This is a genomic window from Phaeobacter inhibens DSM 16374 (genome assembly GCF_000473105.1).
GTDB lineage: Bacteria > Pseudomonadota > Alphaproteobacteria > Rhodobacterales > Rhodobacteraceae > Phaeobacter > Phaeobacter inhibens.
In genome coordinates, this window is record NZ_KI421498.1 from 1236297 (window position 1) to 1256748 (window position 20452).

Below are 20452 nucleotides of genomic sequence, written 5' to 3' on the forward strand. Positions count from 1 at the left end.
GTCGGGCACCTGTCGTTCAGAAAGAACCGGCGTAAGTATCGCAAAGGCTTGCGCAAAACAAGTGCCCAGAGACATGTGACGCAAGATCGGCGCGCCTGAAATAAAATCACCTCCGCACCTGACGGTTGCGAAGGTGATATGCAGGCCGATGTGCCCGGCTTTACTCGGCGGTTGCAGCTTTCAGATAGGCAATCACCGCCTCAATATCGGCGTCTTTCTTCAGTCCTGCAAAAGACATCTTGGTGCCCTTCATGTATTTCTTCGGCCTGGCGAGAAACGCGGCAAGTTCGGCCTCATCCCAGACCAAGCCATCCTCGGCGGCGGCTTTCATTGCTTTTGAGTAACGGAACCCCTCAACATGGGCCGCCGGCGCGCCAATGATCCCATTCAGGATCGGACCGGTTTTCGATTTGGCCCCCGCCCCGATCTGGTGGCAGGACTTGCATTTACGAAAGGTTTTCTCGCCCTTGGCGACCAGTTCCGGGTCCAGGGCAACAACCACTTCGGCAGGGACTTCTGCGGGTTGCTCGGCTGCCGTGTCCTCAACCGGTTCGACGTCGGCAGGTGCTTCGGCCCGGTCTTCCTCAGGTGTCACATCCAGCACCATGGCGCGCATGGTGATCTCGACGCTCTCCTTGCAATTCTCCATGCAGGGTTTCGGGTTCCAGAAATGCGCCTCAGCCTCTTGCCGGTCATCCAGAATGAACCCGCCGGCATTGGGCAGCGCCACCTCATTGAAGGTTGCATCCGACAGCACGAACTCATCATCCACCAAGTCGTTGGAATAAAGAATATAGGCGACAATCGCATAGACCTCATCCGGGGTCAGAGATTGTGCGTCGCCAAAAGGCATGGAACGGTTCACATAGTCCCAGGTGGTGGACAGATATGGCCAATAGCTGCCGACGGTTTTCAGTGGATCGTCATGATCCAACGTTCCCTGCCCGCCTGCCAATTTGGGCCAGTTGCCCACGCCTTCGGCAAAATCGCCATGGCAGACTGCGCATTTCTCGGCAAAGACCTCTTCGCCGGTGAAGACATCGCCCGAGCCTTTGGGCAGGCCGGTGCCATCGGGCGCGACATCCAAATCCCAAGCGGCGATTTCTTTCGGCAAAGCCGGACGACCAAGGCCGAATTTTTCCGCAGCAGCAGGAACCGCCAACGTCAGCGCAACCGATGTTGCCGCAATAACCTTAGGAAACTTCGACATTTTCCGCCTCCCCACTTGCCTTGACCCACCAGGTCTGGATGGCGTTGTTGTGATAGATTGAATTGAGGCCCCGCACCTCACGCAGCTGCGCCTTGGTGGGCTGGACGTAGCCGGACGCATCGCGCGCACGGCTTTGCAGCAACATCTCGGAACCGTCCCAGTTGGTATCAAGGTAAAAGCGCGTCAAAGCCTTGTCAGTGCCAGGAGCCGCCAGACGTGCTTCGGTCCAGCTCTTGCCGCCATCTACCGACACATCGACACCCGTAATCGCACCACGGCCAGACCAGGCCAGACCGGTGATCACCAGCGGTCCCGTGCCATGTTTAATGGACGATTGCGGGCTTGGGCTGGTGACAACAGATTTTGCATCCATCTCCCAGGTCCATTTGCGGCTGGTGCCATCGGCCAGCGTATCGGTGTATTTCGAGGTTTCCTCGCGGCTTTCTACCGGTTGATCCATCACCTCAACCCGACGCAGCCATTTTATCCACATATTGCCTTCCCAGCCCGGCACCACCAGGCGGACGGGATAGCCGTGCTCCTTACGCAGCGCCTCGCCGTTGGCCTTGAAGGCGACCAGCACGTCATCCATCGCCTTTTCCAGGGGGATGGAGCGGCCGTTGGAGGAGGCATCGGCCCCCTCGACATAAACCCATTTGCCCGCGGGGTTTACGCCCGCTTCCTCAAGCAGGGTGCGCAAGGGAACACCGGAATATTCCATATTGTGAATCATGCCATGGGTGAACTGCGCACCGTTGAGCTGCGCCCCGGCCCATTCCATGCCAGAGTTCGCCGCACACTCGCAGAAATAAACGCGGTTTTCGCGCGGGAAACGCTCAAGATCAGCATATGTGAACACCAAAGGAGTATCGACCAGACCGTTGATCATCAGCCGGTAGTCTTCCTTGCGCAGCTCAATCGCGCCTGAGTGATGCCGCTCAAACGCGCAGCCCTGCGGGGTGATGGTTCCGTCCAGCGCGTGGATCGGCGTGAAGTTGATTGACGAGATGGTATCCGCCGTCAGCCACTCCACGTTGCGCCGGACCACATCGGCCTCATGCTCGATAGGCAAGCCATAGGGCGTCGCATCCACCCCATCCCCCAGACCAGAGGCCCAGTCCTGTACCTCAGTGATCAGCGGATCAGGGGCCGCAGCCTCCGCTGGGCGGCCCGTCACCGCCCCTGCCCCGATCGCCGCAGCACCAGCCAGAAACTGGCGGCGTGAGGGGCTGGTTTGCTTCGGTTTGTCAGTCATCTCTGAATGTCTCCTTACATCGAAAAATTCACTTTCGTGAATTCATCAGCGTAAAATTTTTTGGCGGATGCCGGGCTTAAGCGCCCGACACCTGCACGGATGTATTTGGTGACAGGGTGACGGTGCCCATCTTGCGAATGTGGTTTTCGACCACATCCCAGATCTGCGGGCCCTCGGTCCCTTCATTTACGCTAGCCCAGCCAGCAACGATGTAGGTCTTTGCCGGATCAATCGCCTCGCCGGTCTTGAGCAGCGTCATATTGCTGATCCGCTCGCCCTGAGGTTTGGTGATGTCGATGTGGTAGCCCATGCCGCCGACCCGCACCATGTCACCACCCTGCTGGTAATAGGGATCAGGGTTGAAGATATTGTCGGCCACATCCTCCATCACCACCTTCAGGAATTCGCCTGTCATTTCATTGCGATAGGCTGCACCATAGCTCATGGAGGTGACATTCCAGATATCCTCGCGGGTGATGTCATCACCGGGCAGCAAGGATGGCCCCCAGCGCACCCCGGGCGACAGGGCGATATCAGCCTCCCGTTCGCTCAGCAGCGCATCGCAGATCAGATCATCCCAGGTGCCGTTGAAGTTGCCGCGCCGATAGAGCAGCTCATCAGTCTGACCAATCACCTCAGCCAAGTCTGCCTCATAGGGCGCGCGCTGATCGTCAATCAACTGGGTGATCACCGGATCCGGCGCAATGACGTCGGAAAACACCGGGATCAGCTTATGCCGCAGCCCCATCAGCTGGCTGTCACGCACGTCCAGATCCACGCGGGAGACAAATTTACCATTGGACCCAGACGCAACAATGTGGGTCTGACCAACAAGAACCGGTTCCGGCAGCGCATCATGGGTGTGACCGGACAGGATCACGTCAATGCCACTGACCACACCGGCCATTTTCTTATCAACATCAAACCCGTTGTGCGACAGCACCACGACAACATCCGCACCAGCGGCGCGCACCTCGTCCACCATGTCCTGCATATGCTCATCACGGATCCCGAAGGAGTATTCCGGGAACATCCAGCCGGGGTTGGCGATTGGCATATAGGGGAAGGCCTGACCGATCACGGCAACCTTCGCGCCGCCACGGTCGAAGAACTTATAAGGTTTGAACAGCTCAGCCGGTTCATCCCATTCCGCATCAAAAATATTCTGGCCAAGTGCCGCAAAGGGCAGCCCCTCGACGATCTCATTCACCCGATCCGACCCCAGCGTGAACTCCCAATGGAAGGTCATCGCATCCGGCTTCAGCACGTTCATCACATTGACCATGTCCTGGCCTTCGGTGTGATGGCAGGTGTAGGAACCATGCCAGGTGTCGCCGCCATCCAGCAGAAGCGCATCGGGGCGGTCGGCGCGGATCGCATTGATAATGGTGGCAACCCGGTCCAGCCCCCCGACCCGGCCATACCCCTGCGCAAGCGAAGCAAAATCATTATAGGTCAGTGCATAAGCTGAGGGGCTGCCATCGGCGATCCCATAGGCCTTGCGGAAATCCGCGCCGGTGATATGGGGCACACGGCCCTTGTTGTCACCGACCCCAAGGTTGATCGAAGGTTCGCGAAAATAGATCGGCTTCAGCTGGGCGTGGATATCGGTGACATGGATCAGACTGATATTGCCATAGGTATCAAATTGCAGAAGCTGGTCCTGCGTCAGACGTTGCTGAGCCGCCAGCCGACCCCAGTTGCCAAAACCAGAGGCGCCAACCAGCGCTGACGCTGCCATGGAGACCTGCAAGAAATCACGCCGCGAGATCATTGGGTTATCTTTCTACTGAGACACACGATACATTCGCATGTTTGAATGAAACGAGAGGAAACGCGCCCCGCACCATTTCTGATACGGGGCTGCGCAAATCAGTTGCGGACAGACGGCGCCTCGACCGAGAGACCGTTGCCACGCGACGCGACATACAACTCCAGAGCCACGAACTCAGCCGAACCCGGTTTGTAAGTCTCTGCACGGGTGTCGCGCACACAGCCTTTGAACCGCGCATGGGCCGTGTTCAGCTTGGTGTTCTTCAAGCGATAGACCGGGAAGCCATTGATCTGGCCCTGACTCAGATGGTCGGCACGGATCATGTTGCCATAGTTATCCTCATGGCAATTGGCGCAAGAGAGTTCCAGCTGGCCAGTGCGGGTGTAGTAGAGTTCCTTGCCCTGCTCCCAAGTGGATTGGGCCGGGCCGTCGATGGAGACATTCACCGGCATGCCACGCGATTGCACTGAAATCAGCGCCTCCATAGCCGCCATTTTGCCGCCGGTGTATTTCCACTTATCGGCGCCCATCTGGTTCTCACGGCAGTCGTTGATCTGCATCGCAAGGGTGCGGATCTCGCCTGCGTCCTCGTTCCACTTGGGGTAGACCGCGCGGACACCTGCCATGCTCTCTTCGACATCGTCATGGCAGGAGGCACAGGATTTCTCCGCACTGCCCTCAACCTTGGACCAGGTGTCCATCGCCTGATCGACAAACACCATCGCCGGGTTGTCAAAATCATCCATCTGCAGCGCCTGCGTCTCATCCGAGCGGAAATGCCAGCCAGACATCACCTCGTCCAGCACATCAGAAACATGGGCAGGTGCGGTGGTCTTGGTGACCATTTCAATCTCTTCGTTGACGACCAGCGTGTCGTCATCTGCCTCGGCAAAAGCCGCGACAGGTAGCGCCATCGCCATGGCAATTGCAGTGATTGCCTTATTGTTCATGTTGTTTCCTCCCTTGGGTGGTCGTCCCGCCCGGTATCCCGGACAGGGCGTTTGCCTATGGATCCGGAAGGGATCAGCCAATCGCAATCGACTTTTGTTCCGTGTAGACCGACCCGTCGTCGTCATACCAGGTGAAGACGAAATCGCCCGCTTCGGGGACGGTTGCATCAAACTGGAAATACGGGTTGGTGGAAATGGCGGGTTCCATGGTCACATCAACAACGCTCTCGCCGTTGAATTCGCAGGTGAAGCGATTGATGATCGACCGTGGAATGACATTGCCTTCCTTGTCTTTGCGCTGACCACTTTCCATTTTGTGGCTGATCAGCGTCTTGATGGTCACCGCTTCGCCTGCGGTTGCTTTCTTGGGGACTTTGACGCGGGGTTTTACACCGGATGCCATGTCGTAAACTCCTGATATCTATGGGGCGAACCTGTATGACAGGTCGCGCTTAGCCGCCGCAGCCGCCGATGGTCACCTTGACGGTGGAACTGGCCTTGGCGAAGCTGCCGTCGGCCATCCTAGCCACCGCTACGATATCCTGCGTACCTGCAAGACGGATCCGGGTGGAGGCGGACTGGCTGGCAGCCAGCGGGCCAAAGGCGAAAGTCGCCACGCCCGGCGTCGGGTTACCGGTCGCCAGGATCATGATGGCAGTGGCGCCGGGGGCGTCGACCGCGATCGGTACCGTATTGCCGTTTTCAGCGATTTCCGGCGCGGTCAGGGTCAGGCCGCTGTCGGCCATTTCCGCACCACCGGTGAACTCTGCAATCCGATCCTCGGCTGCAGCAACGACACGCAGGGGCAGCATGGTCAGAGCAGCGGCCCCAAGGCCAAGACCAAGTGTGTCGCGACGTGAGAACTCCATCGTATGTCTCCTTTGACGTTGATGGCGCAAAAAGATCCCGGTCTTTTGCGTCAGTCTTCTTTCAGGGTCGCAAGGAATGCGACCACATCTTCGATTTCCTGAGCGGTCAAGATGGGCGGCAGCGGTTCGGTCCCCGCCTCGCCCGTGTAGGCATCGCCCGGACGGGTGAAGCCGTCGACCTTGTAAAAGGCCGGCATCATCGTACCGTCGAATGTCATCTTGGCATTGGCCACAAGGCCGCGCAGCTCTGCTTCGCTCCAGCGGTTGCCAGCACCATCAAGCGCAGGGCCGATCTCGCCGTGGAATGGCACATCGGGCAGCGCGGTCACCTGATGGCAGGCCACGCAATTGCCCTTGGATTTATCGCCAACCAGCAATGCGCCACTGGCAGCATCCCCGGCAACACCGCTGAGCGATGCGGCAACGGCGCCATCTTCGTCGTAGCCGACGTCTTTCGGCGCGATCTCAGCGGCAAACGCAACTGTCCCGGCCAGACAGGCTGCCAGTGTCAGAGATATTTGCTTCATGTTTCCTCCCATTGGCTCCCACGCGCTTTTGGCGTGCTTCGCTGGCGGTTACCCTAGGCGACCTCACCTGCCCGACGCAACATCAAATTCAGTAATTTGAATTTTATTATGTCGTTTCGCGTACCCCACCATGGAGGGGTCGTGAAACGCAGCTCCCGCATACTGGCTGACGTGTCGGGCACGGGGCACACAGCGTTTCAATCAGCGGAGCCGTTGTCGCGCTCTTGGATGCGACGGGCATGATACCGCTGAAAATCCTCCCCGTTATCAAGCTTATAACGCTCTTCCTTCACCCAAGTGAACATGTCCAGTGTGGTTCCCACACCAAAGGCCCCGGGCATGATGGATACCGCCGCCTGAGGGGCCGGAACCTCGGGCACCTCTTGGGGCAGGAACATCATGGTTGGTGTAAACAGGATGCCCCATTTGCGCGCCATATCCTTCTCGGACAGGGTTTCGCCGTCGAAATCCGTCACTTCCACATCCCCATAAAGATTGAGCTGCACGACGAAGAAGTTGTCTGCGATGTAGCTGCTGATCTCAGGTTTGGGAAACACCTCCTCGTGCATTTTGGTGCAGTAGATGCAGCCTCTCTGCTCAAAGAACAGAACCAGCCGTTTTCCTTCGGCGTTGGCCTCCTCCAGATCCTCGCGCAGATCTTTGAAGGTCTCACGCATCCAGGGGGTTTTATGCAGGCCATCATCGCCCAGCTCAACCGCCACAACGGGCCCGGCGCAGAGCAGCCACAGCACGGCCATCCACAATCGTTTCATCTCTCATCCTCCCGTTCAGGTTACAATAGGCGCCCGGTGCGCCGCTGGTCAGCCAATGCTCGCAAAAGCCGGAAACCAGCGGATCATCGCTTCGGCAATATAGCGCACGCTGCCGGTCGCGATCAGCACCGCAAAAACGATCAACATGACCCCCATCCCCTTCTCTACCCAGGCGAAGGCCGCCCGGTGGCGCGCCACAAAGCCAAGGAAAGGGCGCGCAAACAGGGCTGCGATCACAAAAGGTGCAGTCATCGCCGCGCCATAGACCAGCAACAGCAGCCCACCACGCCAGATATCCCCCATCCCGGAAGCAATCATCAGGATCGAGGCCAAGGCAGGCCCCACACAAGGGGTCCAGCCAAAGCCAAAAGCCAGCCCCATCATGTAGGCCCCGGCAAAGGTGGCAGGCGAGGCGCTACTTTCGACGCGGGCCTCGCGGTAGAGCAACGGAATGCGAACAACACCCAGGAAATGCAGACCAAACACCAGCAGCAGGGCCGCCGCCGCATAGGCAAGGATATCAAGATACTGCCCGAACAACTGCCCCAGCGCAGTGGCGCCCATGCCCATCAGTACAAACACAGTGGTCACGCCAGCGGCAAAACAGACCGACGCCAGCACCAGCCGACGCTGCGCCCCCGGCGCAATGTCGCCTTCATTGCGCAACTCAGCCATGGAGAGTCCGCCCATATAGGACAGGTAAAACGGCACCATCGGTAGTACGCAGGGGGTGAAGAAGGACAAAAGCCCGGCAACAAAAGCCCCAAACAGGGAAATTTCCAGCATGTTCTTGGGTCCCTTGCGACCTTATGTGTTCGACCTGTTCAGACTGTGATTGCCGCGAGTGCGTGGCAGAGGTGGCAGCGCCCGCCGACGTCCTGAGGGCACAGTCTGCTCTGTGAAACTTGTACTATTCACATATTCAAATTACGTAGTACATATAGACACCGACCAGACCGGGCCGTCAATGGCCCGACTTTGGCCCGCCACTAGCGCATCACGGACACACAGCTTATCATCGAGACCCAACAATCATGGCCTTCACCCCTCTGATATCCCTACTGCACCGCATTCGCCGCGCTGCCAGTGCCCTCCTGGCGGCGCTGGCCCTTTTGGCGACTACGGGCATTTCGGCTAAGACTGCCGATGCCGCGGAACTGGTGATGGTCGAGCAACCCGGCTGCGCCTGGTGCGCGCGCTGGGACGCCGAGATTGCGCCGATCTATCCCAAAACCGCCGAAGGTCGCTTTGCCCCGCTACGCCGGGCCGATCTGCGCGCGATGCCGGAGGATCTGACCCTGTCACGCCGGGTCACATTCACGCCAACCTTCTTGATCGTTGAAGACGGGCATGAAATGGCCAGACTGGAAGGCTATCCGGGAGAGGATTTCTTCTGGCCGTTGATCACCGGGCTACTGCAGGAACATGCCGGTTTCGTGCCGACAGGCTCCTCGCACAGCGCCCCCGACCAGACCACCGCCCCCTTGGCCACCAATGGTTGAACCAGGAGAGAACACCGATATGGCCCTGCCACAGTTTTCCGCCGATATGGATCCCGAAGAACTCGACACGATGGTGGACAATGCCACCCGTGCTTCGAATTTTCTGAAGGCCATCAGCCATGAGGGGCGCCTGATGATCCTGTGCCATTTGGTATCGGGTGAGAAATCGGTCACAGAATTGGAAGAACTGCTGTCCGCACGGCAGGCCGCTGTATCACAGCAGCTGTCACGCCTGCGCCTCGAAGGTCTGGTCATTCCTCGTCGTGAGGGCAAGGCCATCTACTACCGGCTGGCCGATGACCGCCCGCGCCGCATTCTCGAAGTGGTCTATGAGCTGTTCTGCAAAGACGGCTGACCGCAGCGACCGGCCATTCCGGTTTCTCTTGCGGAGCCGTCATGTCCGGCCATCCCCGCAGACCTGAAACCGGCGGAGCCCGCCTCTGATGCCCGAAGCCCTGTCCGACCTCTTCAGCGACACGCATCTGACCGCCCTTCTGGGGCTGTTTGGTGGCGTGCTTCTGGGGCTGACTGCGCGGCTAGGTCGATTCTGCACGCTGGGCGCGATTGAGGACCTGCTCTATGGCGGCTCATCCCTGCGTATGCGGATGTGGGGCATGGCCATCGGTATGGCGATCCTTGGCAGCTTCGGGCTGATTGCTCTGGGCTGGTTTGATCCGGTGCAGTCGCAATACCTCGCCATCCGCTGGATGCCGCTGGCCTCAATTACGGGCGGGCTGCTCTTTGGCTATGGGATGGCGCTCAGCGGAATGTGTGGATATGGCGCCATTGCACGGCTCGGCGGCGGTGATCTGCGCAGCTTTGTCATTGTTCTTGTGATGGGGGTGTCCACCTTTGTTGCGTTGTCAGGCCCCCTCGCCCCCTTCCGCAACCTGATCTTCTTTCAGGATCCCATCACGGACGACCTGCCTGCGGGAATTGCTCATCATCTGGGCGATCAGCTCGGGCTGGCAATCACGCCCATTGGCTTTGCCATTGGTGGGGCCATCCTGCTGTTTTCCATCTTGGGCCGGGAGGTGCGCGAGGCCCCTGCCGCCATCGGCTGGGCGGCGCTGGTGGCGATTGCCATCGTCAGCGGCTGGGCGGGCAGCAGCTATATCGCGCGCACCGGTTTTGACGCGGTGCCAGTGGTCTCGCATTCGTTTTCCGCACCTCTGGGCGAAACCATCATGTGGACCATGACCGGCAGCCTGCGCCCGATCAGCTTTGCTGTCGGCTCGGTCAGCGGCGTCTGGCTCGGGGCCTTTATCGGTTCGCTGATCAAAGGCCATTTCCGCTGGGAGGCCTGCGATGACCCCCGGGAGTTGCGCCGCCAGATCATCGGTGCCGCAATAATGGGGACAGGCGCCGTGCTGGCCATGGGCTGCACTATTGGCCAGGGGCTGAGCGCATTTTCACTGCTGTCACTGTCGGCGCCGGTGACCTTCCTTTCGATCTTTGCCGGGGCTGCATTGGGGCTGCGCCAGCTGATCACCGGGTTTCGCCGCGCGGCCTGAACCGCCGCCAAGCTTCGGATCAGATCGCTAACCCACGACAATGTGACCACGAGGACGCCTCGCAGACACCATAGTCTGTCGGCAATCAAAGGAGCACACGGCAATGGTTCAACATCTGCAAATCCATCTGACCCAGCATCACAGGATATCCCTGCCAAGCTTCGCTGCCGTCTTGATACTGATAGGCTTCGCACTGCTGCAGGCGGCTGCCGCCGCAGCAGGCCCGCTGAGCAGCCGACCCGGCTGGGCTGTGCATCCGACCACCAAGCCTTATGCGCAGCTGATCCGCGACGTGATCACAGCCACCAAGGCGCAAGGCCTGGTGGTCGTCACCCAAGCAGGTCCGACCAAGGCCGCTGCCGCACGCGGCATCACCATTCCCGGCAATAGGGTGATCGGTGTGTTCAACAATGACTACGCTGTTCGGATTCTGCGCCGCTCCATCGCCGCGATGATCGAGGCACCGATCCGTCTTTATGTGACCGAAGATGAAAACGGTGACGCCACCCTGTCTTATAAAACCGCGCAGCATGTCTTTGCCCCCTACCTGGCAGACGGCGGACAAGAGCTCGCAGATATCGCAATAGAGTTGGACCAACATCTTGATGCTATTGCGCAAAACGCTGTGCAATCGGCACCTTGACGCTCACACCCCCGTGAGGAGGCTTGCAACCTTGTCCGGTTCCGGCAATTTGGCGGGACATGTTCACGAAGGGCAGATTTCATGACTGAGACCAATTCCGCAGCTGCTGCGGACCCACTGCGTGCCGCGGATGTACTGGCACAGCGGCTATATGCGGCGGGATGTCGACACGCCTTTGGCATGCCGGGCGGTGAGGTTCTTACCCTTGTTGATGCGCTGACCAAGGCGGGCATCACCTTTCACCTTGCCAAGCATGAAAACAGCGCCGGCTTCATGGGCGAAGGTGTGTATCACAGCGATGGCGCGCCGGTCATTCTGGTGGCAACACTGGGCCCCGGCGCGCTGAACGGGGTGAATGTGGTGGCCAATGCCCATCAGGACCGCGTCCCGATGCTGGTGCTGACGGGCTGCGTAGATGCGGCTGAAGCTGCGACCTATACCCATCAGGTGCTGGACCATCAGGCGGTGTTCGCCCCAATCACCAAGGCCACCTATCGCCTTAATGCCGAGGCTGCCGGTGTGATTGCTGACAAGGCTCTGCGGATCGCAACCCAGCCACGCAATGGCCCTGTGCATATCGACGTGCCGATTTCTGTCGCCGATGCCCCTGCCCGCCCTCACCGTCCGTACCTCGCGCCTGCCAGAGCCACGCAGCCCCAGCCCGCAGACCTCGCGCAGGCGCGCGCGTGGCTGGCAGAGGCAGACCGCCCCCTTGCGGTGGTCGGTCTCGATGCGGTTGCCGAAGATGCCGGGGCAAGCCTGCGCGCCTTTCTTGAACATTACCAGATCCCTTTTGTGACCAGCTACAAGGCCAAAGGCATCCTGCCAGAGGATCATCCGCTTTGCCTTGGTGGTGCCGGGCTGTCGCCTCTTGCGGATCGCCACCTGCTGCCGCTGCTGCGCGAAGCCGATCTGATCCTGGCGCTGGGGTATGACCCGATTGAAATGCGCCCCGGATGGCGCAATGCGTGGGATTGCAGCAGCCAGCGGGTGATCGACATCTGCGCAGAAGACAACACACATTACATGCACGCCGCCAGCCTGACTGTTGTGGCAGGCCTCGCTCCCAGCCTGCGCGCACTGACCGTCGGCGCGCAGCTTGCTGATGATGCGCCCCAAGGAAACGCGCACTGGCCTGACGGACAGCCGGAAGCGGCCCGCGACGCCCTAGCTGCGGCATTTGCAGCAGATGCCGACTGGGGTCCCGCCGCGATCATCGCAGAATGTCAGGCCACCCTGCCCGCTGACACGCTCGCCACGGCTGACAGCGGCGCACATCGGATTTTGCTTTCGCAGATGTGGCACTGCTATGAACCTCGCGCGCTGATCCAATCCTCGGGCCTTTGTACCATGGGCTGCGCGGTGCCGATGGCCATTGGCCGCAAGCTGGCCGAGCCTCAGCGCACGGTCGTCAGCTTCTCCGGCGATGCCGGTTTCCTCATGGTCGCGGGGGAGTTGTCAACTGCGGCGGAACTGGGTGTGGCGCCGATTTTCGTGGTGTTTGTCGATGCAAGTCTGGCGCTGATAGACCTGAAACAACGCCAGCGCCGACTGGACAACGCCGGTGTTGATTTTGGCCTTCATGATTTTGCCGCTATAGGCCGTGCCTTTGGTGGCAACGGTGTGCGCGTTCGTGACCGCGCCAGCCTGCGTGCCGCCCTGAGTGAGGCACAGCCGGCCGAACGTTTCACCGTTATTGCCGCAGAATTTGACCGGGAGGCCTATGATGGGCTCATCTGATCCCACCGCAGAGGGTAAACTGCCCCACGGCCCCCTCACAGGTATCAAGGTGCTGGACCTCTCCCGCATTCTGGCCGGGCCAACCTGCACCCAGATGCTGGGGGATCTGGGTGCCAGCGTGCTGAAGGTGGAAAATCCGCAGAGCGGCGGCGATGACACGCGCCAATGGGGACCTCCCTATGTGATCGATGCCGAGGGTCAGCAATCCGATCTCTCGGCCTATTTCATGGCCGCAAACCGCAACAAGCGCTCCGTCGAAGTGGATATCTCCACCGTCGAGGGACAGCAGGTGATCCGCCGCCTCGCCGCCGATGCCGATATCCTGCTGGAGAACTTCAAACCCGGCGGGCTCGCCAAATACGGGCTCGACTACGATAGCCTGCATGCTGAGTTTCCACATCTCGTCTATGGGTCAATTTCAGGTTACGGGCAGACGGGCCCCAACGCGCAGAAGCCCGGCTATGATCTGATGGCGCAGGGCTACGGCGGAATCATGTCGCTGACGGGTGAACCGGACGGGCGGCCGATTAAGGTGGGGGTCGGCATTGCCGATGTCATGTGCGGCATGTACGCCTGCGTCGGCATATTAGCTGCCCTGCGCCACAAGGAACAAACCGGTGAGGGCCAGCAGGTTGATATCGCGCTTGTTGATGCGCAGATCGCCTGGTTGATCAACGAAGGTGTCGCGACGCTCAATACAGGGACAGCCCCGAAACGACGCGGCAATGAACATCCGAGCATCGTGCCGTATGGGCTCTATGAAACCTCCGATGGTCATGTAATTCTGGCGGTGGGCAATGACGCGCAATTTGGCCGGTTCCTGTCCTTTCTCGCGCTTGACGGGCTGGCGCGGGATCCGCGTTTTGCCACCAATCCGGCACGCTTGCAGAACCGCGATGCGCTGGCCGATATTCTGGTGCCCGCCCTGCGCCAATACAGCACCGACGCGGTGATCGCCGCGATGGAGGCCCGCAAGGTACCAGCGGGACCGGTGCAAACACTGGATCAGGTTTTTGCCACTGATCAGGTCGCGGCCCGCGAGATGACAATTGAGATGACCTCTGCCGCCGGGCCTGTCAGGCTGCTGGGCAACCCGCTGAAATTCTCGCGCACGCCGGTCACCTATCGTCACGCGCCACCAACCTGCGGGGACAGCACCGATCTTCTTGCAACCGCAGCGGACCCCTTTGCCGAAGAGAGCCGCTGACCCTTGTAGCGGTGGCGCAGCCCCCCTCCACCCTTGATCCGCCCGCGTCGACGTGGGCGGATTCGCAGTGACCGCCGCTCCTATCCCCTTAAGAAACCGCAGAAAACAGTCCCATTTGCGATCTGCGACCGGCAGGATCTGGCCGAGTGTTACAGAAACTGGCGGTCTTCGGCCAAAGTCGGGCAACACGGGCTTGCCAGACAGGCAAAAATGCGGGAAATCGCTGCCAATCGACAGGGTTGGCTCCCTATTCCCGCGAGATTGCACACGCCACTTCACCAAACCGCGAGCGGGCATCGCGAGACGCGATAGCGTGCTTTAGGCTCGACGACAAAGCGCCTCTGCTTTCGTTTTTGACACGGATCGGACAAACGATGATGCAAGATATTTTTGGCCAGGACACCAGCCTGACAGATGCCGCAGCTCTTGAGAACTGGAACGCCGTACAGATGGGGGTTCTGTCGCATGCAGCTGCAGCGCCAACGCATCTCGGCGCCCTGCTGGAAGCCGCTCCTGAGTTTGCACTGGCACAGGCCGCCAAGGGCATGTTCGTACTGCTGCTGGGCCGGGCGGAGCTGATGCAGGCCGCGCACGACGCCTATGCCGCTGCCAAAGCCGCTGAAGATGGCGCCCTCCCGCGTGAACGTCACTACATTTCCGCGCTCGGCGCTTGGCTGGAGGGACGCCCCTCCGCTGCGATTGCCGAGATGGAGACGGTGCTGCGCAACCATCCGGAAGATGCGCTGGCGATGAAATTAAGCCATGCGATCCGCTTTATTCTGGGCGACAGCGCGGGCATGCGTCGGTCTATTGAGCGGGTATTGCCCGCCTACTCACCCGATCATGCCGGGCGGGGCTACCTATTGGGGTGTCATGCCTTCTCACTTGAGGAAACCGGGGCCTATGATCTGGCGGACGCCACCGGGCGGCAGGCGCTCTGGATGGCGCCGGACGATGCCTGGGGACTGCATGCCGTGGCCCATGTGCATGACATGACAGGCAATTCGCGCGCGGGGCTGGACTGGCTCACCGGTCGCGAGGAGGCCTGGGCGCATTGCAACAATTTCCGCTACCATGTCTGGTGGCACAAAGCACTCATGCACTTGGATCAGGGTCAAACCGAACAGGTTCTGGCGCTCTATGATCATGAAATTCGCAAAGACAAAACGGATGATTACCGCGACATCTCCAACGCCACCTCACTGCTGATGCGGCTGGAATTGGAGGGCGTGGCCATTGGCGATCGCTGGGAAGAATTGGCCGAGCTTTGTGCTAACAGAACCGAGGATGGCTGTCTGATCTTTGCTGACCTGCATTATCTGCTGGCGCTGGTTGGTGATGACCGCAAACTTGAGGCCGGCCAGCTGGTGCAACGTATTCATGCCGACGCCCGTCGCGGCGCAAGTGAGAGCGATGCCCGTATGGCGACGCCCGGATGTGGTCTGGCACTGGGGCTGGAGGCGTTTGGCGAAGGCAACTACAGCGAGGCCTTCGGTTATCTGGCGACGGGTCGCAGTTCGCTGCAACTGGCCGGTGGCAGTCATGCCCAGCGGGATGTCTTTGAACGCGTAACCATTGATGCAGGCCTCCGGGCGGGGCGTCTGGATGCGGTGGAGGCCATCCTCAATGAACGGCGGGCCCAGCGAGGCGGCGCTGAAGACAGCTATGCCCAGGCGCGCCGCGCCCTGATTACTGCCGGACGTGGTGCGCCAGGCGCACGAAGCGTCCCGGCAGAGTAACCGAAGTAAGGACACAACAGCCTATGGCGACCATCTCGCCCTTTCCCGGTGCCAAGGGCACCGAGACCACACCAGTGGCCAATCGCCCGGTTGCTCCGCAATCGGATGTGCAGCCGCGTGCACCCCGTGATCCACGTCTGGATTTCTACCGGGGCATTGCGATGTTCATCATCCTCTGCGCCCATATCCCCGGCAACCGCTGGACCGGATGGATCCCGGCGCGGTTTGGCTTCTCCGACGCAACAGAGATCTTTGTCTTCTGTTCCGGCATGGCCTCGGCCATCGCCTTTGGTGGCACCTTCGGCCGTCAGGGCTGGCTCATGGGCAGTGCGCGGGTTCTGTTTCGTTGCTGGCAGGTGTTCTGGGCCCACATCGGGCTGTTTGTGTTTATCGCGACCACCATGGCTGCGCTGGATCTCTATGGCAGCTTTGACAAGAGCTATATCGCCTCACTCAATCTGCGCCCGTTCTTTGAAAACCCGGTGCCGCAGCTGGTCGGGCTGATGACTCTCAGCTATGTGCCGAACTATTTCGATATCTTGCCAATGTATCTGGTGGTGCTGGCGCTAATGCCACTAATGATGGGGCTGGAGCGTATCGGGATCTGGGCCGTGGCTTCGGCCTCAGTCGGGATCTGGCTGCTGGCCAATCCCTATATGATCGGCCTTGGGCCGAACGGGCTGTCGCTCTCCGCTGAACCCTGGTCCAGCCGCGAATGGTTCTTCAACCCCTTTGGATGGCAGCTTTTGTTCTTCACCGGCTTTGCCTTCATGAAAGGCTGGCTCCCCGCTCCGCCTGTCTCCCGCGTGCTGATAGTCGTGGCCGCGGCTTACCTTGTCCTGCTGGCCCCGTTTGGTTCATGGAAGGTCTTTCTCTGGGTTGAAGCCTGGAGCCCGGATCTTGCCGACCTCATCCGTCCCACCTGGAAACAGACAGCAGAATGGCGGGAGAAAACCGACTTTGGCCTGCTGCGCTTTGGGCATTTCCTGTCACTGGCCTATCTCGGCTGGGTGATCGCAGGTGAAGGTGGTCGGCGCCTGATTGCATCCGGCCAGTCAACAGTGGCCCGGGTCTGGGCTGTGCTCCTGTCGCTGATCACCAAGGTCGGTCAGCAATCGCTTGCGGTCTTTGTCTTTTCGATGGCACTGGCACGGCTGCTTGGCTTTGCCATGGACCTGACGGACCGGTCCATCCTGACAACCGCATTTTTTAACCTCACAGGGTTTGGCCTGATCATTGGCTGCGCCTATATCGCTGCCTGGTTCAAATCGCATCCATGGAAAACCAAGAGATGAGAGCATTTTCGCGACGCACCTTTCTGGCAACGGCCTTGGCCAGCACCGCGCCGTTTGCGCTTGGGGCGCTGACATCGCCTGCATTGGCGACCGGTGGCCCTGCATTCTCGCGCGAGACGGTGGTATCCCTTGCCCGCGAACTGGCCGCCGCCCCCTACGCGCCCCGCGCCAGCGTTCCACAGGACTGGCAGGAGCAAAGCTACGAGGACTACCAGACCCGTTGGTTCCGCAGCCGTGACGCGCTCTGGTCCAAAACCCCGCGCAGCTACAATGTCGATTTCTTCCTGCCGGGCCTCTACTTCCCCCGCCCGGTAGAGATTTTCACCGTCGAAAATGGTCTGGCACAGCCCGTGGCCTTTGATCTGTCGCTGTTTGACAAAACGGATAAGGCGCCTGATCTCAGCGTTGACGACAGCCTTGGCTATTCCGGCTTTCGCTTGCGCACTGATCTGAAGGAACCCGGCAAGAAAACCGAATTCTGCGTGTTCCAGGGGGCGAGCTATTTCCGCGCCATCGGGGCGGCCCATACCTACGGGCTCTCAGCGCGGGGGCTGGCCGTGAACACGGCCACCGCGAAGGGGGAAGAATTTCCTGAATTCATATCGTTCTGGCTCGAAGCGCCAGTGCCCGGACAGAAGAATATGGTGGTCCATGCGCTTATGGATTCACCTTCGGTGACCGGCGCCTACCGGTTCGATATCCTGCCCGGCCAGAACACCGTGATGGACGTCGAGGCGCGGCTTTTTGCCCGCGAAGAACTGGACAATATCGGGCTTGGTCCGCTCACGTCGATGTTCCTCTTTGATCAGACCAACCGCAACCGTTTTGATGATTTCCGCCCCGCAGTCCATGACAGCGACGGGTTGCTGGTGATCAACGGCAATGGGGAAACCCTGTGGCGACCGCTGGCCAACCCGAAGACGCTGCAACTGTCCTCCTTTGTCGATGAAAATCCGCGTGGCTTTGGCCTCATGCAACGGCCGAGGCTGCTGTCGGACTACGAGGATCTGGAGGCCCATTATCACCAGCGCCCGGCGCTCTGGGTGGAACCGAAGGGCGATTGGGGCAAGGGCGCGGTCACATTGGTGGAAATTCCGGCAGACAAGGAAATCTACGATAATATCGTGGCCTATTGGCGCCCACGCGAGAGTTACGCGCCCGGTTCCGAAATCAATATCGACTATCGCCTGACCTGGGGCGATGGCCCGGAACTGCCGATCCCACAGGTGATCAATACGGCTGCTGGTGCGCGGATCTTCGGTGATCCCGGTCGCATCATGACCATTGATTTTGCCGCTCATCCGATGTTTGCGGGCGGTGTGGATGATCTTCAGGCGCATATCACCTCCCCCCATGTCACCCCGACCGAAGGCGTATTGCAGGAAAACCCGGAAACCGGTGGTCTGCGGTTGGCGTTTGCCTTTGACCCGGGCGAACGCGATCATGTTGAACTGCGCGCCGAGTTGCGCAAGGACAGTCAGCCCGCATCGGAAGTCTGGCTTTATCGGTGGACCAAATGACCAATTTTTCGCTGACCCCTCCGGAACAGCCACTGGCAATGCCGGAGCAGAATTTCGGCGCCCATTTTCAGGATCAGGCCTGCCCCGCACGTGGTGACCGGGCAACCACATCCGCACAGACAGGCGAGGCAACCCAAGGGCAAGTCGCGCTCTGGCGGGTGCTGGCCTTTTCCCCGGCGATGGCGGCGACCGGTTTGCTGACCTGGGGGATGAAGGACTGGTTTGCTGCCGATGGGTTTTCGATGCTGGAAGTCGCGCTTCTGGTGCTGATTTCCTTCAACTTTTTCTGGATCTGCTTCTCGGTCTCGACTGTGTTGCTTGGCCTCTGGGGGCTTGCGCAACGGCCGCGCGCGCTGGGTCGGGGTCGCCCACAGCGGATGAAGGTCGCGCTGCTGATGCCGATCTATAATGAGGTTCCATGGTATGTGCTGGGCAATGCCCAGTCGATGCTGGAAGAGCTGCACGCCCGTGGCGGTGTTCATGATTATGCGATGTTCATTCTGTCCGACACCCGCGATGACGCCATTGCAGCGCAGGAACGCGCCAGCGTCGAAGCTCTGCGTGCGATGTTGCCTGTCGGAACCCAGCTCTACTATCGCCGCCGTGCGGACAACGCCGGTCGCAAGGTTGGCAATATCGCCGATTGGGTGCGCCGCTGGGGCGCGGGTTGGGACGCCATGCTGGTGCTGGATGCCGATAGCCTGATGACAGGACGCGCCATCGCCCATCTGGCCGATGCGTTGGCACGCGATCCCGGCGCGGGCCTCATTCAGAGCTACCCCCAGCTGATCGGCGCACAGTCCGTCTTTGGCCGGATGCAGCAATTTGCCAATGGGGTCTACGGCCTGGCACTTGCCGAAGGGCTGGCCCGCTGGGCCGGGCACGAGGGTAACTATTGGGGCCATAACGCGATCATCCGCACCCGCGCCTTTGCCGCCTGTGCAGGGCTGCCGCCGCTGCGCTCGGCCTTTGGGGGTGAGAAGCTGATCATGAGCCATGACTTCGTCGAGGCAGGCCTGCTGCGCCGGGCAGGCTGGAGTGTCCAGTTCCTGCCGCGTATCCGCGGCTCCTACGAGGAAACACCGCAAACGCTGATCGATCACGTGCTGCGTGACCGGCGCTGGTGCCAGGGCAACTTGCAACATCTGAACCTCCTGAATGCCAAGGGCTTTCGAGCACTGTCGCGGTTTCACCTGCTACACGGGGCCATCGGCTATCTGATGGCGCCGGTCTGGTTCGCCCTGCTGGTGATCTGGGCGCTGATCGGACGTGGCGAAGAGGCCTCTGTCCTCACCTACTTCAGCGAAACCAATCCGCTGATGCCATCCTGGCCAGATATGTCGGAGCCGCGCCATGTGCTGGTGATCCTGCTGATCTATGCCATGTTGCTGGCGCCCAAGCTGCTGGCTGTTGCTGCCCTGCCTATGACCGGCAGCCGGTTCTCAGAATATGGCGGCGCAGGCCCCTTTGCCCTGTCGCTGCTGGTGGAGATCCTGCTTGCGATCCTTTATGCGCCGATCCTGATGGTACAGCAGATGATTGCCGTGCTGCGTACAACCTTTGGCCTGCAAAAAGGTTGGTCGCCCCAAGCGCGGGACGGCGGCAGATACTCTTGGCGCACCCTGATGACGTGCCATGCGCTAGAAACTGTCAGCGGGGTTGCCCTCTGGAGCGGTATTCTGGCGGGTGTGGTCTCTGTCTGGCTGCTGCCTATTGCACTGTCACTGGTACTGGCGGTGCCTCTGTCGGCGCTCTCAGGTGTGCCGCTGCAGCGCTTTGCCAAGGCCCTTCTGGCAACGCGTGAAGTCCATAAGGAACCGCGGATCACGCGGATCGCCCGCGCCCGGCGCGATCGGCTGCGCTTGGCACTTGAGACCGTGCCGACCCACCGCGCCGCGGCCAAGTAAAAACGTCAAAATTGTATAAAAATGTAA

General features: G+C 60.2%; 19 protein-coding genes. 10 read left to right on the forward strand and 9 right to left on the reverse strand.

Annotation, left to right across the window (positions count from 1 at the left end; all coding sequences use genetic code 11):
• Nucleotides 1–160: 160 nt before the first annotated feature.
• The 9 genes from INHI_RS0109605 to INHI_RS0109645 all read right to left on the reverse strand — a co-directional run bounded on the left by INHI_RS0109605 (nucleotide 161) and on the right by INHI_RS0109645 (nucleotide 8144).
• Nucleotides 161–1210 (reverse strand): c-type cytochrome, encoded by a 1050-nt coding sequence (locus INHI_RS0109605; protein WP_027247510.1) that lies wholly within the window; start codon nucleotides 1208–1210, stop codon nucleotides 161–163.
• Nucleotides 1194–2465 (reverse strand): sulfite dehydrogenase, encoded by a 1272-nt coding sequence (gene soxC / locus INHI_RS0109610; RefSeq protein ID WP_014879754.1) that lies wholly within the window; start codon nucleotides 2463–2465, stop codon nucleotides 1194–1196. The genes INHI_RS0109605 and soxC overlap by 17 nt, the downstream gene beginning before the upstream one ends.
• Before the next feature lie 76 nt (nucleotides 2466–2541).
• Entirely contained in the window at nucleotides 2542–4239 is a 1698-nt protein-coding gene (gene soxB, locus INHI_RS0109615; protein WP_027247511.1) for a thiosulfohydrolase SoxB, read from the reverse strand.
• A 98-nt stretch (nucleotides 4240–4337) separates the two neighbouring features.
• A complete protein-coding gene (gene soxA, locus INHI_RS0109620; protein WP_014879752.1) occupies nucleotides 4338–5189 on the reverse strand; it encodes a sulfur oxidation c-type cytochrome SoxA in 852 nt (283 codons plus the stop codon).
• 73 nt (nucleotides 5190–5262) lie between these two features.
• The gene (gene soxZ / locus INHI_RS0109625) at nucleotides 5263–5592 is read right to left on the reverse strand and encodes a thiosulfate oxidation carrier complex protein SoxZ (protein WP_014879751.1); all 330 of its coding nucleotides are present in this window, start codon (nucleotides 5590–5592) and stop codon (nucleotides 5263–5265) included.
• 49 nt (nucleotides 5593–5641) lie between these two features.
• Complete coding sequence (gene soxY / locus INHI_RS0109630; protein ID WP_014879750.1) at nucleotides 5642–6058, reverse strand: thiosulfate oxidation carrier protein SoxY; 417 nt, start codon at nucleotides 6056–6058, stop codon at nucleotides 5642–5644.
• A 50-nt stretch (nucleotides 6059–6108) separates the two neighbouring features.
• The gene (gene soxX / locus INHI_RS0109635) at nucleotides 6109–6585 is read right to left on the reverse strand and encodes a sulfur oxidation c-type cytochrome SoxX (protein ID WP_027247512.1); all 477 of its coding nucleotides are present in this window, start codon (nucleotides 6583–6585) and stop codon (nucleotides 6109–6111) included.
• 197 nt (nucleotides 6586–6782) lie between these two features.
• Nucleotides 6783–7358, reverse strand: a complete 576-nt coding sequence (locus INHI_RS0109640; RefSeq protein ID WP_014879748.1) for a thioredoxin family protein — start codon at nucleotides 7356–7358, stop codon at nucleotides 6783–6785.
• A 48-nt stretch (nucleotides 7359–7406) separates the two neighbouring features.
• Nucleotides 7407–8144: a cytochrome c biogenesis CcdA family protein gene (locus INHI_RS0109645; protein WP_027247513.1), complete on the reverse strand. Its 738-nt coding sequence runs from the start codon at nucleotides 8142–8144 to the stop codon at nucleotides 7407–7409.
• A gap of 248 nt (nucleotides 8145–8392) precedes the next feature.
• Between INHI_RS0109645 and INHI_RS0109650 the strand changes: the two genes are divergently transcribed.
• From INHI_RS0109650 to mdoH, 10 genes are all read left to right on the forward strand, one after another.
• A complete protein-coding gene (locus tag INHI_RS0109650) occupies nucleotides 8393–8860 on the forward strand; it encodes a thioredoxin fold domain-containing protein (RefSeq protein ID WP_027247514.1) in 468 nt (155 codons plus the stop codon).
• 19 nt (nucleotides 8861–8879) lie between these two features.
• Nucleotides 8880–9215 (forward strand): ArsR/SmtB family transcription factor, encoded by a 336-nt coding sequence (locus INHI_RS0109655; protein WP_027247515.1) that lies wholly within the window; start codon nucleotides 8880–8882, stop codon nucleotides 9213–9215.
• Nucleotides 9216–9303: 88 nt separating this feature from the next.
• Nucleotides 9304–10374: a YeeE/YedE family protein gene (locus INHI_RS0109660; RefSeq protein WP_036767001.1), complete on the forward strand. Its 1071-nt coding sequence runs from the start codon at nucleotides 9304–9306 to the stop codon at nucleotides 10372–10374.
• A 103-nt stretch (nucleotides 10375–10477) separates the two neighbouring features.
• A complete protein-coding gene (locus INHI_RS0109665; protein ID WP_027247517.1) occupies nucleotides 10478–11017 on the forward strand; it encodes a DUF302 domain-containing protein in 540 nt (179 codons plus the stop codon).
• Nucleotides 11018–11098: 81 nt separating this feature from the next.
• Nucleotides 11099–12757, forward strand: a complete 1659-nt coding sequence (locus INHI_RS0109670; RefSeq protein ID WP_027247518.1) for a thiamine pyrophosphate-binding protein — start codon at nucleotides 11099–11101, stop codon at nucleotides 12755–12757.
• Nucleotides 12744–13964: a CaiB/BaiF CoA transferase family protein gene (locus INHI_RS0109675; RefSeq protein WP_027247519.1), complete on the forward strand. Its 1221-nt coding sequence runs from the start codon at nucleotides 12744–12746 to the stop codon at nucleotides 13962–13964. Before INHI_RS0109670 ends, INHI_RS0109675 begins: the two co-directional genes overlap by 14 nt.
• A 374-nt stretch (nucleotides 13965–14338) precedes the next feature.
• Nucleotides 14339–15703: a tetratricopeptide repeat protein gene (locus INHI_RS0109680; RefSeq protein ID WP_027247520.1), complete on the forward strand. Its 1365-nt coding sequence runs from the start codon at nucleotides 14339–14341 to the stop codon at nucleotides 15701–15703.
• Between the two features lie 23 nt (nucleotides 15704–15726).
• Nucleotides 15727–16998, forward strand: a complete 1272-nt coding sequence (locus tag INHI_RS0109685; RefSeq protein WP_027247521.1) for an OpgC family protein — start codon at nucleotides 15727–15729, stop codon at nucleotides 16996–16998.
• Complete coding sequence (locus INHI_RS0109690; protein ID WP_027247522.1) at nucleotides 16995–18518, forward strand: OpgD/OpgG family glucan biosynthesis protein; 1524 nt, start codon at nucleotides 16995–16997, stop codon at nucleotides 18516–18518. The genes INHI_RS0109685 and INHI_RS0109690 overlap by 4 nt, the downstream gene beginning before the upstream one ends.
• Nucleotides 18515–20425: a glucans biosynthesis glucosyltransferase MdoH gene (gene mdoH / locus INHI_RS0109695; RefSeq protein WP_027247523.1), complete on the forward strand. Its 1911-nt coding sequence runs from the start codon at nucleotides 18515–18517 to the stop codon at nucleotides 20423–20425. Before INHI_RS0109690 ends, mdoH begins: the two co-directional genes overlap by 4 nt.
• Nucleotides 20426–20452: the final 27 nt, after the last annotated feature.

Bases quoted from the DNA above. Each gene is read 5' to 3' on its own strand.
- INHI_RS0109605 (WP_027247510.1), bottom strand. From the start codon at position 1,210: ATGTCGAAGTTTCCTAAGGTTATTGCGGCAACATCGGTTGCGCTGACG.
- soxC (WP_014879754.1), bottom strand. From the start codon at position 2,465: ATGACTGACAAACCGAAGCAAACCAGCCCCTCACGCCGCCAGTTTCTG.
- soxB (WP_027247511.1), bottom strand. From the start codon at position 4,239: ATGATCTCGCGGCGTGATTTCTTGCAGGTCTCCATGGCAGCGTCAGCG.
- soxA (WP_014879752.1), bottom strand. From the start codon at position 5,189: ATGAACAATAAGGCAATCACTGCAATTGCCATGGCGATGGCGCTACCT.
- soxZ (WP_014879751.1), bottom strand. From the start codon at position 5,592: ATGGCATCCGGTGTAAAACCCCGCGTCAAAGTCCCCAAGAAAGCAACC.
- soxY (WP_014879750.1), bottom strand. From the start codon at position 6,058: ATGGAGTTCTCACGTCGCGACACACTTGGTCTTGGCCTTGGGGCCGCT.
- soxX (WP_027247512.1), bottom strand. From the start codon at position 6,585: ATGAAGCAAATATCTCTGACACTGGCAGCCTGTCTGGCCGGGACAGTT.
- INHI_RS0109640 (WP_014879748.1), bottom strand. From the start codon at position 7,358: ATGAAACGATTGTGGATGGCCGTGCTGTGGCTGCTCTGCGCCGGGCCC.
- INHI_RS0109645 (WP_027247513.1), bottom strand. From the start codon at position 8,144: ATGCTGGAAATTTCCCTGTTTGGGGCTTTTGTTGCCGGGCTTTTGTCC.
- INHI_RS0109650 (WP_027247514.1), top strand. From the start codon at position 8,393: ATGGCCTTCACCCCTCTGATATCCCTACTGCACCGCATTCGCCGCGCT.
- INHI_RS0109655 (WP_027247515.1), top strand. From the start codon at position 8,880: ATGGCCCTGCCACAGTTTTCCGCCGATATGGATCCCGAAGAACTCGAC.
- INHI_RS0109660 (WP_036767001.1), top strand. From the start codon at position 9,304: ATGCCCGAAGCCCTGTCCGACCTCTTCAGCGACACGCATCTGACCGCC.
- INHI_RS0109665 (WP_027247517.1), top strand. From the start codon at position 10,478: ATGGTTCAACATCTGCAAATCCATCTGACCCAGCATCACAGGATATCC.
- INHI_RS0109670 (WP_027247518.1), top strand. From the start codon at position 11,099: ATGACTGAGACCAATTCCGCAGCTGCTGCGGACCCACTGCGTGCCGCG.
- INHI_RS0109675 (WP_027247519.1), top strand. From the start codon at position 12,744: ATGGGCTCATCTGATCCCACCGCAGAGGGTAAACTGCCCCACGGCCCC.
- INHI_RS0109680 (WP_027247520.1), top strand. From the start codon at position 14,339: ATGATGCAAGATATTTTTGGCCAGGACACCAGCCTGACAGATGCCGCA.
- INHI_RS0109685 (WP_027247521.1), top strand. From the start codon at position 15,727: ATGGCGACCATCTCGCCCTTTCCCGGTGCCAAGGGCACCGAGACCACA.
- INHI_RS0109690 (WP_027247522.1), top strand. From the start codon at position 16,995: ATGAGAGCATTTTCGCGACGCACCTTTCTGGCAACGGCCTTGGCCAGC.
- mdoH (WP_027247523.1), top strand. From the start codon at position 18,515: ATGACCAATTTTTCGCTGACCCCTCCGGAACAGCCACTGGCAATGCCG.